Origin of the sequence: Paenibacillus sp. UMB4589-SE434 (genome assembly GCF_030226685.1) — a bacterium.
In the GTDB taxonomy this organism is placed as follows: Bacteria; Bacillota; Bacilli; order Paenibacillales; family Paenibacillaceae; genus Paenibacillus_B.
The window spans coordinates 2,200,188-2,216,324 of sequence record NZ_JASOYK010000001.1 but is presented as its reverse complement, the minus strand read 5'-3'; the positions used below and the strand labels follow the sequence as shown (position 1 = coordinate 2,216,324).

General features: G+C 46.0%; 13 protein-coding genes. 12 read left to right on the top strand and 1 reads right to left on the bottom strand.

The window, feature by feature from the left end; all coding sequences use genetic code 11:
- The first annotated feature begins 146 nt into the window (after nt 1-146).
- The 6 genes from QP775_RS09270 (at nt 147) to holA (ending at nt 7,668) form a co-directional block, all read left to right on the top strand.
- Nucleotides 147-875, top strand: a complete 729-nt coding sequence (locus QP775_RS09270; protein ID WP_285105346.1) for a ComEA family DNA-binding protein — start codon at nt 147-149, stop codon at nt 873-875.
- Between the two features lie 148 nt (nt 876-1,023).
- Nucleotides 1,024-1,545 carry a deoxycytidylate deaminase gene (locus tag QP775_RS09265; protein WP_239328634.1) on the top strand — a complete coding sequence of 174 codons (522 nt, stop codon included), beginning with the start codon at nt 1,024-1,026 and terminating at the stop codon, nt 1,543-1,545.
- Nucleotides 1,546-1,651: 106 nt separating this feature from the next.
- Nucleotides 1,652-4,240 carry a ComEC/Rec2 family competence protein gene (locus QP775_RS09260; RefSeq protein WP_285105344.1) on the top strand — a complete coding sequence of 863 codons (2,589 nt, stop codon included), beginning with the start codon at nt 1,652-1,654 and terminating at the stop codon, nt 4,238-4,240.
- A gap of 251 nt (nt 4,241-4,491) precedes the next feature.
- On the top strand, nt 4,492-5,040 hold the full coding sequence (locus QP775_RS09255) for an RNA polymerase sigma factor (protein ID WP_239328632.1): 549 nt from the start codon (nt 4,492-4,494) through the stop codon (nt 5,038-5,040).
- Nucleotides 5,037-6,326 carry an anti-sigma factor family protein gene (locus QP775_RS09250; RefSeq protein WP_285105342.1) on the top strand — a complete coding sequence of 430 codons (1,290 nt, stop codon included), beginning with the start codon at nt 5,037-5,039 and terminating at the stop codon, nt 6,324-6,326. The genes QP775_RS09255 and QP775_RS09250 overlap by 4 nt, the downstream gene beginning before the upstream one ends.
- A gap of 298 nt (nt 6,327-6,624) precedes the next feature.
- A complete protein-coding gene (gene holA / locus QP775_RS09245; RefSeq protein WP_285105340.1) occupies nt 6,625-7,668 on the top strand; it encodes a DNA polymerase III subunit delta in 1,044 nt (347 codons plus the stop codon).
- A gap of 57 nt (nt 7,669-7,725) precedes the next feature.
- On the opposite strand, the gene rpsT is transcribed toward holA, so the two are convergent.
- Entirely contained in the window at nt 7,726-7,998 is a 273-nt protein-coding gene (gene rpsT / locus QP775_RS09240; protein ID WP_239328628.1) for a 30S ribosomal protein S20, read from the bottom strand.
- A 256-nt stretch (nt 7,999-8,254) separates the two neighbouring features.
- On the opposite strand from rpsT, the gene gpr reads away from it, so the two are divergent.
- From gpr to lepA, 6 genes are all read left to right on the top strand, one after another.
- The gene (gene gpr, locus QP775_RS09235) at nt 8,255-9,256 is read left to right on the top strand and encodes a GPR endopeptidase (RefSeq protein WP_239328625.1); all 1,002 of its coding nucleotides are present in this window, start codon (nt 8,255-8,257) and stop codon (nt 9,254-9,256) included.
- A 313-nt stretch (nt 9,257-9,569) separates the two neighbouring features.
- The gene (locus QP775_RS09230; RefSeq protein ID WP_285105782.1) at nt 9,570-10,373 is read left to right on the top strand and encodes a response regulator transcription factor; all 804 of its coding nucleotides are present in this window, start codon (nt 9,570-9,572) and stop codon (nt 10,371-10,373) included.
- Nucleotides 10,370-12,100: a sensor histidine kinase gene (locus QP775_RS09225; RefSeq protein ID WP_285105337.1), complete on the top strand. Its 1,731-nt coding sequence runs from the start codon at nt 10,370-10,372 to the stop codon at nt 12,098-12,100. Before QP775_RS09230 ends, QP775_RS09225 begins: the two co-directional genes overlap by 4 nt.
- A gap of 154 nt (nt 12,101-12,254) precedes the next feature.
- Entirely contained in the window at nt 12,255-13,562 is a 1,308-nt protein-coding gene (locus QP775_RS09220; RefSeq protein ID WP_285105335.1) for a stage II sporulation protein P, read from the top strand.
- 105 nt (nt 13,563-13,667) lie between these two features.
- A complete protein-coding gene (locus QP775_RS09215; RefSeq protein ID WP_285105333.1) occupies nt 13,668-14,117 on the top strand; it encodes a hypothetical protein in 450 nt (149 codons plus the stop codon).
- 100 nt (nt 14,118-14,217) lie between these two features.
- Nucleotides 14,218-16,038, top strand: coding sequence for a translation elongation factor 4 (lepA, locus tag QP775_RS09210; protein ID WP_239328620.1), 1,821 nt, complete (start codon nt 14,218-14,220; stop codon nt 16,036-16,038).
- Nucleotides 16,039-16,137: the final 99 nt, after the last annotated feature.

Sequence of the window (16,137 nt, the reverse complement as noted above, 5' to 3'; positions counted from 1 at the left end):
TCTTCTCCATGTTAACCTACTATATGTTGACACGGCTTGACCTTATTACAGCTTGCGCTGTAGGGTCAGTCATATGTGCCCTTGTATAGGGCCGCACATTTGGACGAAGGTATCGATTCACGATTACGTGACAAGGGGCGTTTATGATGAAAAGAAAAGAGTATAACCAATCAGGCACACGTACGTGGCTGGCATCATGGACTATAGTGTCTATATTTGCAGCAGCGGGTATGGTGTTATTTGCACTTATGTGGCTACCGGTGCAGTCGGAACAGGATGATAGCACTTGGCGGTATGTGGACAATCAAGTTCAACAGCTATTAAATGAGGAGAATGGCAGCGAAGAAAGCGGCAAAAGTGTTATCCCAAAGCAGTCTGTTCCGATATCTAATAACGGCAAGCCCACTAGCATTGACGCTGGAGCATTTCAGCAGTCAGAGGGGAAACAACTAGGTGAGGATTCACCTGCTTCATTGCATCCCGTGCAAAATAAAGAGGCAGTAGCCGGTTCCGGCCTAATGACCCCATCCACCCAAGGTGTGCCACATCCCGCTACAGCTCCAGTCGACATTTCAGCTCCTAACCGTGCTGCTGTACCTCAGCCAGAGACTCGAACAAATGTTGTATCTGACACGACTTCTGCCGTCATGTCCAAGCAGACAGCTCGTACAGATGAAGGCTTGATTCATATTAATAGCGCCAGCGAACAGGAGCTCACAAGCCTTCCGGGGATTGGACCCTCCAAGGCAAAGGCAATTATCGCCTATCGCGAGAAACATGGCATGTTTAAGGCAGAGAAGGATCTGCTGAAGGTTAAAGGTATTGGGTCCAAGCTGTATGCAAAGATTAAAGGCCACGTCTCTATTCAACCATGAATGTGATCTCTGCAGTTGCGCAGTTGTGGCGGTCTGCTTACAATAGACATATCAATATGCTGTATTGTCTTTTATTTTGCGGAGGCAGGGCATTTAATTGCTGTGTATGATAAATGATAACGATTAACGAGACAGGGGTTTCGCGAACATGACATCAACGATAAGAAAAGACTGGGACACCTATTTTATGGATATTGCTTATATGGTATCGACCCGCTCCCAATGTCCGCGAAGGCATGTGGGCGCTGTACTTGTACAAGGGAAGAAGCTGCTTGGTACTGCATACAACGGTGCGCCTATGGGAGTGCCTGATTGCAGCGAGGCTGGCTGCATGATTGCTGAGCAGTTGGAAGTTGTGATGCTTCCTGATGGGACGGAAGAGATGGTGAAAAAGCAGCGCTGCATTCGCACTATTCACGCCGAGCAGAACTTGCTGTTGTTTACGGATCGGACGGATCGGGAGGGATCAACTGTCTATGTGACGGACCAGCCTTGCTGGACATGCGCGAATATGCTTGCGAACAGTGGGGTAGTAGAAGTTGTCTACCATCGTCTATACCCGAAGGATACCGACAAAGTATCTCTTATGATGCAGCAGAAAGGGATCATATTCCGACAGTTGGACCATTATCAGCCCCCGCAGGAGACAATCATGGATACGATTAATTAATATTGTGGTATAACGAAGAAGGAAGAACCTTCATGCGAATAATATGAGCAAATTTGCTCATGTTCATTCGTGTGAAGGTTTTTTGTGTTGGAAGGAGTGAACGTTTATGTTCATGCAAAGACCTATTGTCATCTTTGCTTGCTGTTGGGTGCTTGGGATCCATCTCGCGGCTGCTCTTCCTGTTCAGCAAGCAGCGGTAGCTATAGCCGGACTGATCCTTTGCATACCCGTGATCGTAAAGCTGCGTTTGCTTCGTCTTTCATATGCATCCGTTTACGCACTTGCACTGATAGCAGCGCTGGTTAGTTTTATTTGGTATGACACGCAGCAGATTACATCCATTCCGATCGAGCGAGAGCTCTTACCAGGGGATCACATTTCAGGTGCCTTGTATGGGGTAATTGGCTCCCCAATTGAACGTGATGGCGACAAAATCCAATTTCGTCTAAGAGCGGACAAATGGCTGCCGGACCAGGAACCAGAGATAAATCTGGATTCAGAATGGATACTGGTTACGCTTTTATTAAAGCAGGAACAGGAGATCCAACAGGCGCAGCAATGGAGACAGGCCGAGTACATTAAAATAACAGGGCAACTAATGAGGCCTGGTGAAGCGGATAACTTTGGAGCGTTTAATTATCGGCAGTACTTAAAAAATGAGCATATATATTGGCTATTTCAGGCGAAAGGAGTATCAAGTGTTCAGGTTATTCGAAAGATTCAATTATGGAGCATAGATGCGGCTAAAGGGAAAGTGGAGGAATTAAGAAAATATGGCGCATCTTTGTATGATCGAATGCTTCCAAACGATCAAAGTACATATATGCAAGGATTAGTGCTAGGACTTAGAAGTGATCTTGATGTGGATATTGAGCAGTCCTTTGCGCAGTTGGGACTGACCCATATTTTGGCCATCTCTGGACTGCATGTGGCTGTATTTGTAGGGACATGTATGCTGCTGCTAAAACGTATGCGATTGACTAAAGAGCGCTCATTAACGGTTGTGATTATGCTTATTCCCGCATATGTACTATTTACAGGGGCTTCACCGTCTGTTATCCGCGCAGGATTAATGTCAATGTTCGCTTTGATCGGGATCAGACAAGGCTGGATGAGGGACGGCCTACATCTGCTGTGCATTTCTTTGCTCCTCATGCTCTGGTGGGAGCCGTATTATGCGCTTAACGTTAGCTTTCAGCTCTCCTACGCAGTCACGGCTGGATTAATAATAGGAGTCCCACCTGTAATGAAGGTGCTGCCTGTATCGTGGCCAGTATGGCTGCGCTCTTCATTAACAGTCACTGTAGTGGCACAATTGATGTCGTTTCCGTTAACAGTATACTATTTTAATCAAGTGTCGCTATTATCGCTTTTTGCTAACTTTTTATTTGTCCCTTTTATTAGTTTGATTGTGCTGCCATTAGGAACACTTACCCTAGTTATTGCTGCTATTTCGGATACGATCGCTCAGCCATTCGTTTGGCTGCTAAGCCAGTTCAATCAATGGACTTTTGGTATGGTCAAAATAGTAGCTGATATTGAAGGTGCGATTATGATCTGGCCGCGGCCGCCTGTATGGTGGATCGCCGTGTATTACATATGCCTGCTGTTCATGCTTAAGGCTATGCACCAGCTTGCAGCGAATCGTGCAGAAAGAGCATTTCGCCACCAAGTAGATGATACTGTGCCATTAGAGGGATTTCACACTATCCCTCGCAGCGCTGACCGTCCTATATGGATAAGGTTCAATGTAGTGCTATGTGCTTTTGTCCTCTTATGGATTCATGGGTATCATGTTGGTCAGCCTGAAAGTACGACGATATCTTTTATTGATATAGGACAAGGGGACAGTATCCTAATTCGTACGGCAGGAGGAAGCAACGTACTGGTGGATGGTGGGGGAACGATCTCATTTTCCAAGCCTGGCGAGCAGTGGAAGCAGCGCCGCAAGCCCTATGAAGTGGGCAAAAGCAGGTTAGTACCTTTACTGAAACAGCGGGGCATACGACATCTGGATGCCGTAATACTGACACATGGTGATACGGATCATGCAGGGGGATTACATGCAGTATTGGAGCATGTGCCTGTAGATCGATTGATCATGAACGGGACTTGGAAGCGTTCATCTACTATGGAACAGCTGTATCATCTGGCGCATAATCGCCACATTCCGGTTGTCTCATGGAGGGCAGGTGATCAGTGGGTATTGGACGATGAGACACGGCTTGATGTACTATATCCGATTCAGGACTTGAATAACGGAATAGCCTTGTTGGATGATCAAAATGATGCTTCACTTGTTATGCTGTTATCGATGATGAGTGGAGAACAAAAGGCTACATTGCTGTTAACAGGAGATATCGGCGCAAAAGGGGAGCTGGATATGTTGGATGAATGGAGATCTGCTGGAAAGGGGATGGCATCTGCGAGAGAAAGATTGGATATGCTGAAGGTGGCTCATCATGGCAGCAAGACCTCGACCTCTGAGGATTGGGTAAGTTATTGGCGACCTAAAGCGGGGGTGATTTCCGCAGGTCGAAACAATCGATATGGTCATCCGCATGATCAAGTACTGCGTACTTTGCAGGAGGCTGGCAGCAGCATTTATCGAACGGATCTTCAGGGTGAAGTGCAAGTCGTTATGACGGATCAAGGTTTGAAGGTTCGAGTGAAACGTGATAGGATTGCACAGTAGAACGCTGTCAATCGTATTATGATGTGTCCGTTCCCATAAGTTTTTGCTTGTGCAAGTATACATATTTTTTCTTAACAATCGCCACTGACAATATTTACATTGTTTGCTATGCTGGTAGCTTAAGGCATATTCCTTAAGCTTATTAGCGGTGCTCTCTACACGAGCAGCCCATAAAATTAAAAAAATTGATACGCTCTGCAACCATTTTCGCTATTGATGCGTCAATGGATATGCAAGAGAGGGGGATCCTAGTGGTAGAGCCTGAACTTATCCGATCTGCTCAATCAGGAGATCGAGAAGCTCTTATAACCCTTTTGCGAGAAATAGAACCATATGTTTACCGTACAGCATATTATTTGCTGCACAACGAACAAGATGCAATGGACGCGTCCCAGGAAGCATTAATTCGGATTTATACCAAGATCAATTCCTATGAAGAGAAAGCGCAGTTTAAGACATGGGTACAACGTATTGTAACCAATATCGCGATTGACAAGTTTCGCCGTACGAAGCCGACTGTCTCGATTGACGAACATAGTTTAGTGTTTAACGGGGAACACAATGTAGAGAAAGAAGTGCTGTCCGCCTACGCCGCACAAGATATTCGTGCAGCGATAGACCGCCTTCCCGAACATCATCGAGCTGTAGTCGTTCTGCGGTACCTTCAGGACTTCTCTTACAACGAAATTGCGGAAAGTCTTAATCTACCGCTTAACACGGTTAAGTCTTATTTATTCCGCGCGCGACAACAACTGCAAACGATGCTGCAAGATTATGAGAAAGGTGGTGTGCGAGGATGAACTGTTCAGAGGTGATGACACTTATGCAACGTCAGCTTGATCATGACCTAGACGAGTTGGAGCATAGCCTGCTGACAGAACATATAAGTCAGTGCCCCGCCTGTGCCGAGATGTTTGAACGGCTTACGATGTTACATGATGATTTGGAGATGTTGCCTAAGGTGACTCCCAGATATAGTCTAGTTGATTCTATCCTGCCTCAACTAGATGAAATTGATCGAAGAAATTCAGACCAGCAAGCTGCGGCATTGGCTTCATCAGATGAGTTATACAAACAAGAACGGTCCGATAATGTACAGGTGCCTAAGTCTACACGACCATCCTCAGGGCTATGGAAGAAACGCTTTAATTGGCGTGCGGCAAGTGCAGTGTTCGCAGCAGGGGTTGTGTTTGGACTTTTTATGGTCAATTATCAGCATATGAATTCGAGCGAATCCGCTGATTTTAGCGCATTGCAAGATCAGGCGAAGTCTGACCAATATAATCAGTCTTCAGAGCAGAAGGGCACGCTAAAATCTGAACATGCATACCGATTCGATGAGGGGCAAGATAAGAATAAGGATCTTCCAGCACAGGGTCAGAAGTCGGTGGGAGCAGATCAGACGCCATCAACGCCGCCAGATTCTAAGTCTGTACCCGGAGGTTCTGCTGAGTCAGATAACAATCCGTCGCGCGGCAAGGTGAGCAAGGAGCCAATCCCAGCCTCTACCTCTACGGATGCGTCAAAGAAGATTACTGTGCCAGTGACTGAGCCAAGTAAACCGCCCGCTCAACATAATAAAGACAAATCACCCAAGCAGGAACGAGGACTTTTGCCTGGAGATAGGGACAAGGACAAAGAAAAAGGGACCGTTGAGAGCAATGTGGATCAACCTCCTGGCACGATGAACTTTTTTAAGATCGATGACATAGTTGAAGCTGCTTCTCCAGATCAGCTTTATGTAGTTAAGTGGCAAGCCAACAAGCTATCATTGTTCAGCAAGACTGCAGATACGAGCAAAGAGATTCAGACTGTAGCACTACAAATGAAACCTGTATCCATCCAGTGGTCTGATGACAGCAAACAGATTCTCGTCACGCTAAATGATGGTCAAGAGCAGCTTATTGCTTATGCAATCACCGATCTCGGGATGGCTAGTATGGATCCTGTTTTATTCTCGCCTAACCCGTTAAATAACAAACAGAGCCATTCGGATTCTAACTTGAGCGGCAGTCAGGATGATACGGTCAAGCAGTCGCCTTCTGAGTCTGGAGAAGAAACAAGTTATGCTAATAGCGGTGGATAGAGACAAGGCTCACTGGAGTAAGCAAGGCAGCGTGTTAACCGTATTTTTTTAATTAAGGGTACCGATTTGTATGCACACATTGCTTACCGCGTACGTATAGTATCATATAAAGTAATAAGTAAAGGCGTTCCCGTACGTCGTATGACCGTTAGCGTTAAGGACCTAGGCCTGTTAAAGCGCTGACGTTTATCATAGATGGTATGGGACAAAGGGATTGTGTGGCAATTGCCGCACAGTCCCTTTGTTTTTGGGGTGAAGTTTGATATGATCAAGAACGACAGGTTAGGGGGAATTAAACGTGGATTTAAAGACAGCCGTTAAGGAGATCAAGCGAGGAGAATCGCGCTCCTTATACGTGCTATATGGAACAGAAAAATACCGCATGCAAGAGTTCGTACAATTATTAGTAGACAAGCTTATCCCGGAAGAGCACCGCGACTTTGCGATTATGAAGATGGATACTACGGAGCATGCGATTGAAACGGTAGTCGAGGAAGCGGAGACGATGCCATTTCTGGTTGAGCGTAAGCTGATTTTAGTAAAGGACCATTCCATCTTTGCGTCCGGCAAGGATAAGCTGGAGCATCGTACGGATCGCCTGCTGGCATATATGGCATCTCCGCTTGAGAGCAGCATTGTTGTGTTTCTTGTGCAGGCGGACAAGCTGGATGAACGTAAGAAGACGGTCAAGTTAGCTAAGACAGCAGGTGTGGTGCTGCCCTTTCAGCCTTTCAGTGCGGATGAGCTCATGCAGTGGGTCGCAAAGCAAGTGGAATCCGTCGGCAGTAAGATAGATGCACAGGGGATTGAAGCTTTACTGAACAACGCGGGAACCCAATTGCAGACTTTATCTGCAGAGATTGAGAAGCTAAGCTTATATGTAGGGCCTGGAGGGTCTATACATGCAGATACGATTGAGCAGTTGATTACCAAGACGACAGAGCAGAACGTATTTCAGCTTGTCGAGGATGTCATCAAGCGTCGTCCGGAACAAGCGATGCAGATGTTCCGCGAGCTGCTGAAGCAAAAGGAGGAGCCGATCAAGATACTGGCCCTAATTATTCGGCAATTGCGAATGATGCTGCAGGTGAAGGAGTTAACGGGCCAAAGCTTCAGCCAACAGCAAGCAGCCTCTCAGCTTGGCCTGCATCCCTATGCTGTCAAGGTAGCCGCGGAGCAAGCTAGAAGCCATGACGCAGCCTCACTAGCGATATGGCTGGCTGAAGCGGCGGAGCTTGATTACGAGATGAAGTCAGGTCGCGTGGATAAGACACTCGGCTTAGAACTGCTTATTCTTAGAATCGCGGCAGACATGCCACGCACAAAAGAAGCCCGAAGGTAAACGCAAGTGCATTTACCTTCGGGCTTCTACGCTTTAAGCTCTAAGTATGAAAGGCTCTTAAGCTTGTGCTTGCAGAGCGTTCAATTTTTGTGCCAAGCGAGACTTCTTGCGAGCAGCTGCGTTCTTGTGTACCAAGCCTTTAGTCACAGCTTTATCCAATTTCTTGGACGCCAAAGCAACTGCTGCTGTAGCAGTTTCCACTTCGTTGTTAGCCAAAGCTACGTCTGCAGCTTTAACAGCTGTACGAAGTGCGGATTTTTGAGAAGCGTTCAACAGACGACGTTTGTCATTTGTTTTTACGCGTTTAACAGCGGATTTAATGTTTGGCATTGCTTTCACCTCCGTTGCATCGTAGTGCGACAATAGAATCTATTTCACCAATGCATGATAAAATGGATTCACAACTTAAAGTATTCTATCACGTTGTATAGTAAAAAGCAATACATGATGAGCAGCAATGCCCCTTTGCTTGATAGTGAGGAACGATCAGATGCGAACGTTTTCGGAACGAAGCAGCCCGTATAACTTTGTGTGCGCTAACGCACAATACGACCATAACCATATTGGTATTACGGGAGGAAACAGGATGACAGCTGATCTGAGAGATTATTCGGTCCGAACGGACTTGGCGCTTGAAGCAAGAGAACTAGCCCAGCCTGACGTACATATTCCGATTCCAGGCGTTCAGGAGAGCGTGGAGCATAAGGCGGGAATTAAGGTGACAAGTATTCATGTGCAAAATGAAGAGGGCTCACGTGCAATTGGTAGAGTGCCAGGACGCTATGTAACGATGGAAGTCCCTGGCTTGCGGCGCAAAGATTCAGACTTGCAGGATCGTGTCGCTACAAAATTCGCCCAATTGTTTGCCGGTTTCTTAAAGGATATTGGCATTAAGCCAACTGACAAAGCTTTAATTGTTGGCTTGGGCAACTGGAATGTAACACCAGATGCGCTTGGACCAATGGTTGTTGAAAATGTATTGGTGACGCGACATTTTTTTGAGTTAATGCCGGAGCAGGTTAGTCCTGGCTACAGAGAAGTGAGTGCAATCGCGCCTGGCGTTCTAGGCATTACGGGAATTGAGTCAAGCGAAATTGTGCAAAGTATCGTGGATAAGACAAAGCCAGACCTTATTATTGCAATTGATGCATTAGCTTCCAAAGCACTTGAGCGAGTCAACACAACTATACAAGTGGCGGATATCGGTATTCACCCCGGCTCGGGCATTGGCAACAAACGTAAAGGATTGACCAAAGAAATTCTCGGTGTGCCGTGTATTGCGATAGGGGTGCCCACAGTATGTTACGCATCAACGATTGTGAATAACGCAATTGAGATGATGAAAGAACATTTTAAGGGGCAGACTGCACAGACACGCGACATTCTAGGCATGCTGGACGAGATTGGCGAGCAGGACAGGCTGTCATTGGTCAAGGAAGTGCTGGAGCCGCTTGGTCATGATCTGATTGTTACGCCAAAAGAAGTAGATGAGTTTATGGAAGATATGGCGAACATTATTGCCAGCGGATTAAATGCAGCGCTGCATGAAGCAGTTGATGCTGACAATGTAGCTGCTTATACTCACTAAGTAAGCATAACGTTGCGTCTAGTATCTAATCATTTCAATTTGTGAATTCAGCCGTCAACCATACTAATGGGGTGACGGCTTTTTTCTTTCATAAGATATAGCTTGTTTACCAGAGCATAGCTAAAGTCAATGGCATGATAGTTTGGATACCCAATGTTCATCCGTTAAGGTTCTGTTAAGGCAGCGTTTGGCATCAGGAAAGCTTCGTCATGTAGTCTAAAAGAAGATCAAAGCCATTTCTCGTGGTAGTGAGGTACAATTGATGACATAGATGAGCGTAGTAAGAGCAAGGACAAGGGAGAGGATAGATATGATGGAGTGGCGGGAAGCTAGCGTATTGGTTGTTGAGGATGAAGCAGCCTTGCTGAACCTAGTAGTGACTGTACTTCGAAAGGAAGGGTTCCTTCATATACATACTGCGTCTGATGCAGAACAAGCATTAGAGCTGTGTCAGCAGCGTTTCATGGACTGTATCATTTTGGACGTAACGCTGCCTGGGAGGAGCGGGTTTGATGTTGCCCCCCATATTCGGGCACATACGGATGCGCCGATTGTATTTGTAACAGCTAGAATGACAGATCTTGACAAGCTCACAGGCTTTGCGTTAGGTGGTGACGATTACGTTACAAAGCCGTTTAATCCTCTGGAACTGGCGGCACGTGTGAAAGCACATTTGAAGCGTCATCTTGCACTGAAACAGCGTGTGATCGAAGGTATACCGACACAGCAAAAGATGTATATGGCGGAAATGACACGTTCTGCCTCTAAATCAAAGCCATTCAACGAATATGACTATGGACACTTCCTAATTCGCGAGGAAGCAGGGGAATTAATAGTAGATCGGAAGCTTGTAGATTGCCCTGCAATGGTATTTCAACTCCTGCTATTTTTATGTAAAAATCCGGGTCGAATCTTTTCAAAAGGGGAGTTATATGAAAAAGTATGGGGGTTGGACGCCTTAAAGGATGACAATACCGTTATGGTCCATATTCATCGCATACGGGAACGAATTGAACCTAACCCAAGCGAACCTCAATATTTGCTTACGGTACGTGGCATGGGATACAAGTTGATCGGTGCAAAGTCTGGAAGCGGCAGTGAATCGGGGACGACATGAATACGACTCGTAGATTAGCTTGGCATTATGTACGGCAGTGGACGTTTGTGGCTCTTGTGCTGATTGTTTGTGCTGTAGGATTACTGTTTTGGATTGCGGAACGAATGTCTTCATTGGATATGAACCGATCTTTTTCTAGGAATGGAGTGGATTACATAACGGAGTCCTTATATAAGGACAGTACCGGCTCTTTAAGATGGAGCGGCGACATGGTGGATCAAGTAAAAGCAAGCAAGGGCTGGATGCAGTTGCTAGATGTAAACGGACGTGAGTTGTACGGCTTTTTTACACCGGATGATGTGCCCAAGCAATATGATGCAGGTGCGCTTGCAGCATATATGCAGCGTACAGTGCCTTTTCCGTATGAGATTGTTGTGTACATTAGGATGGTAGGCGAGGACATGTATACGATTGTTTACGGCAGCAAGCCGGAAGCAGAGGAGTTGCTGGCCAGATGGCAGGTGGAAAAGGGAATGATGCTGCCAGAGATGCGCAAAATTCATGCATGGACACAACTGTTGGATAAAGCCGGAAATGAATTGGAAAGCTGGAACAAGCCTGCCAGCGCAGGTAATGAAAAACGGATGAATGCTAGTGATCTTGCACTTCGTTCAACTTATGAAGAAAGGTATCGAGAGCAATTTGCCTATCAATATGACGAACTAACAGGCAACACGTGGGTACTTAGGATGCCCTATGATCCCGCTCAGGCTGCAGTTGATGTTGCCGGATTCCGAATAGAGAAAGAGTCCGATCTCATTATCATTGGAATCATTGTATTTCTGATTATTATGCTGCTGTTGTTTGTCCTTATGGCATCTTGGCAAAGTACGCGCAATGCGCGGCCATTATCACATTTTATGCGATGGGCGGCACAAATGGCGCAAGGGAAATATACCGAGCCAGTGTTGAGCAGTGGACGATCGCCTGCATTTAGACGGAGCGGAAAAATGAAATCGAACTATCGACTTTACGGAGATGTGCGTCAGGCTATGGAACAGTTGTCCCAACGATTAGAAGCAAGCGAAGACGAACGAACACTGCATGAGGTGCAGCGCGATCAATGGCTTAGTGGCTTGTCCCACGATCTAAAGACTCCACTCGCATCGATTATTGGTTACGCGCATCTGTTAAATGCGGAACAATATAATTGGACGGAAGAGGAACGTAAGGAATTTACAAGGTATATTCAACAGAAGGCGGAACGGATGGACGCTCTGATTTTAGACTTGAATTTGACTTATCAATTGCAAAGTCAGTCGCTCCCACTTCAACTGGAAGCCATTGACCTTAACAGTTGGTTAAGAGAAACCTTAGCAGGTATGCTGCCGATTGTCGACTACCCCACTGCCAAACTGGAGTTTGATCCTGCACCACACCCTGTTTATTGGAGCATAGACGCAAGATATCTCACCAGAGCTGTTGAAAATGTATGTATGAATGGCTGGATTCATAACCCGAGTGGAACAACCGTCAAAGTGAAGCTTGAAGAGACTTGTGCTGACGTAATCATTTCGTTTCATGATGATGGTAAGGGGATGGATGATGAATTGCAAAACCATTTATTCACACGTTATTATCGTGGGCGAACGACAGATGATTCGGATAATGGCAGCGGGTTAGGTATGGCAATTACGAAGCAGCTGGTTGAAGCGCATGGCGGATCGATTCTAGTATCCAGTCATATTGGAAGTGGTACCATTATTCAATTTCAATTTCGAAAATAAGGTTCTAGCAGATCGGTTGTCCTCATAGATTCTAGTAACAGCAATCTTTTAAACTCTTTTAAAGCTATTTCATACTATTAAATAGTTTTAGAAGGTGAATCGTAGTTCAAGATTGCTAGGGTCGCTAGACTGCTAGTGAGGGAGGACCATTTAAATGAAGCCAACGGTAAAATGGATTGATATTGCACGTTTTAAGCGAAAATGGCTGGAATTGTTGACGATGGGGCGTACATTTCTGCTTATGGCTCTCGCATCGGCCGTGTTTATAGTGGTAATCGGAGTCGGGGGTATTTTGGAGCAGCGTCTTCAGACCTCTCCCTTATCCTCAATGAAAGGTGCCGCAGCGCAAATTTCAACTCAATGGTTTGCCAACATGTTAGCAATGGAAATGCCAACGATGGAATCGTCACCCGAAAAGGCGGCACTGTCACGACAAGATGTGGCCCACATGCTTGTGAGACTTGTAACCAATGTCAATCCGCTTGATCCGAAAACACTGCTAGCAGGTGAGATGCCTGGCGTGAGTCGAGATACATCCGTACCGTTAAGGTTGGCAATTGGTAATCAAGCTGCCAAAGGGCCGGAAGAATTTGTACCTGCACCAGGCGAAGAGGATGGTGCTGAGCATGGAGGAGCCCCGGAGAAGGCTCACGATGATGAGAAGAATGGTGACGTGGGTCAGTCAGAGACGGACAAGCCTGATTCTGAGCCAGTTGATGAATCGACACAATCGAGTCATATCGATGATGAAGTCGTGTTTATTTATCATTCACACAACCGTGAATCGTGGAAGCCTGAACTGGAGAAGCAAACGGACAATCCGAACGATGATAAGAAAAATATAACTCTCGTAGGAAAACGGCTGCAGGAACAGCTGAAGAAGCAAGGAATTGGCGCACTTCACTCGAGCAAAGACTACGTATCTACTATACAAGGTTACAATTGGAATTTTTCTTATAAATATTCGAACCAAACCGTAAAAAAGGCTATGAGCAATAATAAAAACTTGAAATTCTTCTTTGATATACACCGCGATTCCGCACGGCGCAAAGATACAACGGTTACGATTAAAGGAAAAACGTATGCGCAGGTGTACTTTGTGATCGGGCATCGGAATCCCAACTGGAAAGAAAACGAACAATTTGCCGCTGACATTCATGAGAAATTGGAAGCCAAGTATCCAGGTATTTCCCGGGGAATCTGGGGGAAAGCAGCCTCAAAAGGCACAAATGGGGAATACAACCAGTCTTTATCTCCGAATAGTGTCATTATCGAGGTAGGTGGCATTGAAAATACGTTGACCGAAAGCAATCGTACAGCAGATGTACTGGCTGAGTTGATTGCTGAAGTAATAAAGGAACAAAAGGGAGCAAAACCTGTAAACAAACCGATCTCTAAGCCATTAAATAAACCGGCTGCAACAGTAAGTAAGCAAACGACAAATAACGGGAATCAAGCGTAATGGTTTGCGTTAATTCTTATAAAGGGTCGGCATGCAAGCAGCATCCAGATCGCACTACTTCCAAGTCGTTGCATAGACATGGCATGTCTTATAGGGGGGATAAGCATGAAATGGTTTGGTCCTAAGTTATTTGGTTTGCTCGGTTTACTGGCGCTGGGGATATGGATTGGTATGGAGTTGACACAGTCAGGAATTGAACGTGTATATGGGCCTATGGCCACTACGTCACAACAGACTGTTCAGAGTATCCAGGATACTCAACATGCACAGACGCGAGACATTACGTTGCCTGCTGATCGAAAATCCATTCAGGAGGGAAGCAGAACAAAGTCTCAACGTACAGATGAGGAAGTATGGACCGAGGATGAGAATCGGGAAGATGGTAGCTCACCTGTTGGTGTCCATGAGCCAGATATTCAGCGCGAATCTAACTCTCAACCACCAGCAGAGGATGCGCCTGTCAATAAGTTGGCAGACAAGACAGCGGGAATCCTTCAGCAATTATCCGAGGCGGGAATCCAAGCGGTAGTAGGATTATTTAGCGGGTTGTTCTAAAGGTAAAGTTTGATTTCCCTGTTGCCATTGCTGAGGGCCTTCACTTCCGGTATAATAAATAAATTGAATATATGGCCAGTAGTGGGGGTATAGAATACGAATGACGGAACTGCTGACGCGTCAGAAGAAGATTCGCAATTTTTGTATTATCGCACATATTGATCACGGTAAGTCAACACTTGCCGATCGAATCTTGGAATATACGGGAGCTTTATCTTCTCGTGAAATGCAAGCCCAGGTATTGGATCAGATGGATTTGGAGCGGGAACGTGGCATTACAATCAAGCTTCAGGCAGTTCGCCTGACTTACAAGGCGGATGACGGAGAAGAGTACATTCTGAACTTGATCGATACGCCGGGACACGTAGACTTTACGTATGAAGTATCCAGAAGCTTAGCAGCTTGTGAAGGCGCATTGCTTGTCGTTGACGCTGCGCAGGGGATTGAGGCTCAGACGCTTGCAAACGTTTATTTAGCGCTTGACAGCAATCTGGAGATCATTCCAGTTATTAACAAGATCGATCTTCCAAGTGCTGAACCTGAGCGTGTGAAGCAGGAGATTGAGGACGTAATTGGCCTGGACACCTCGGATGCGGTTCTTGCGTCTGCTAAGGCAGGTATTGGTATCCGCGAGATTTTGGAACAGGTTGTACAGAAAGTTCCAGCGCCAACGGGAGATCCTGAAGAGCCGCTTAAGGCACTTATTTTTGACTCGCACTATGACCCTTACAAAGGGGTTATTGTATATGTTCGTGTCGTAAACGGCTCGATCCGTCCAGGCAGCAAGATTAAGATGATGGCAACTAATAAGACGTTTGAAGTTATCGAGGTTGGTGCATTTAAGCCGCGTATGTCGGTTGTGGATGAGCTTAATGTTGGTGACGTAGGCTTTATTGTGGCCGGAATCAAGAACGTAGGCGACACTCGGGTTGGTGACACGGTTACCGATGCCAAGCTGCCGACAGCAGAGCCGCTGCCAGGCTATCGCAAGATTAACCCAATGGTGTTCTGTGGATTGTATCCAATAGAGACATCGGACTATAACGATCTGCGTGAAGCCTTGGAGAAGCTTCAGTTAAATGATGCTTCCCTTACGTTTGAACCGGAGACTTCCACGGCGCTCGGATTTGGATTCCGTTGTGGATTCCTTGGTCTGCTTCATATGGAGATCATCCAAGAGCGTATTGAACGCGAATTTAACATTCCGCTGATTACAACAGCACCAAGCGTTATTTATCGTGTTACGTTGACTAACAACGAAGTGCTGCAGATTGATAATCCGTCCAACTATCCGGAGCAAGGCAAGATTGAATATGTAGAAGAACCGTTTGTTAAGGCTTCAATCATCGTGCCTAATGACTTTGTTGGCGCCATTATGGAACTCTGCCAAGGTAAGCGGGGCGAGTTTGTAGACATGCAGTATTTGGATACAACACGAGTTACGATTACGTACCAGATTCCATTATCAGAGATCGTATATGACTTCTTTGACCAATTGAAGTCCAGTACGAAGGGTTACGCCTCCTTTGACTATGAATTGTCTGGCTACCGCCGCTCGAACCTGGTGAAGATGGATATTATGCTGAATGCCGAGCAAGTCGATGCATTGTCCGTTATTGTGCATAAGGAAAGAGCATACTATCGCGGCAAGGCGATTTGCGAGAAACTGCGTGAATTGATTCCACGTCAGATGTTCGAAGTGCCGATTCAAGCTTCAATCGGAACTAAAGTTATCGCCCGTGAGACGGTTAAGGCTATGCGTAAGAACGTATTGGCCAAGTGTTATGGCGGTGATATTTCCCGTAAGCGTAAGCTCCTCGAGAAGCAGAAGGAAGGTAAGAAACGCATGAAGCAGGTCGGAAGTGTTGAGGTTCCGCAAGAAGCGTTTATGGCTGTCCTGAAGATCGACGAGACTAAATAATGATCGTGAGATGGGGGCGCTAGCCCCCATTTTTGTTGTTATAGGGATTGTATAGTTGCTTGATCGGTTAAATTAGAGTTAAATGAAAACAGTACCGTT

Excerpts from the sequence above, each read along its gene's own strand:
- QP775_RS09270 (WP_285105346.1), top strand. The coding sequence starts at position 147 with ATGAAAAGAAAAGAGTATAACCAATCAGGCACACGTACGTGGCTGGCA.
- QP775_RS09265 (WP_239328634.1), top strand. The coding sequence starts at position 1,024 with ATGACATCAACGATAAGAAAAGACTGGGACACCTATTTTATGGATATT.
- QP775_RS09260 (WP_285105344.1), top strand. The coding sequence starts at position 1,652 with ATGTTCATGCAAAGACCTATTGTCATCTTTGCTTGCTGTTGGGTGCTT.
- QP775_RS09250 (WP_285105342.1), top strand. The coding sequence starts at position 5,037 with ATGAACTGTTCAGAGGTGATGACACTTATGCAACGTCAGCTTGATCAT.
- rpsT (WP_239328628.1), bottom strand. The coding sequence starts at position 7,998 with ATGCCAAACATTAAATCCGCTGTTAAACGCGTAAAAACAAATGACAAA.
- gpr (WP_239328625.1), top strand. The coding sequence starts at position 8,255 with ATGACAGCTGATCTGAGAGATTATTCGGTCCGAACGGACTTGGCGCTT.
- QP775_RS09230 (WP_285105782.1), top strand. The coding sequence starts at position 9,570 with ATGGAGTGGCGGGAAGCTAGCGTATTGGTTGTTGAGGATGAAGCAGCC.
- QP775_RS09225 (WP_285105337.1), top strand. The coding sequence starts at position 10,370 with ATGAATACGACTCGTAGATTAGCTTGGCATTATGTACGGCAGTGGACG.
- QP775_RS09220 (WP_285105335.1), top strand. The coding sequence starts at position 12,255 with ATGAAGCCAACGGTAAAATGGATTGATATTGCACGTTTTAAGCGAAAA.
- QP775_RS09215 (WP_285105333.1), top strand. The coding sequence starts at position 13,668 with ATGAAATGGTTTGGTCCTAAGTTATTTGGTTTGCTCGGTTTACTGGCG.
- lepA (WP_239328620.1), top strand. The coding sequence starts at position 14,218 with ATGACGGAACTGCTGACGCGTCAGAAGAAGATTCGCAATTTTTGTATT.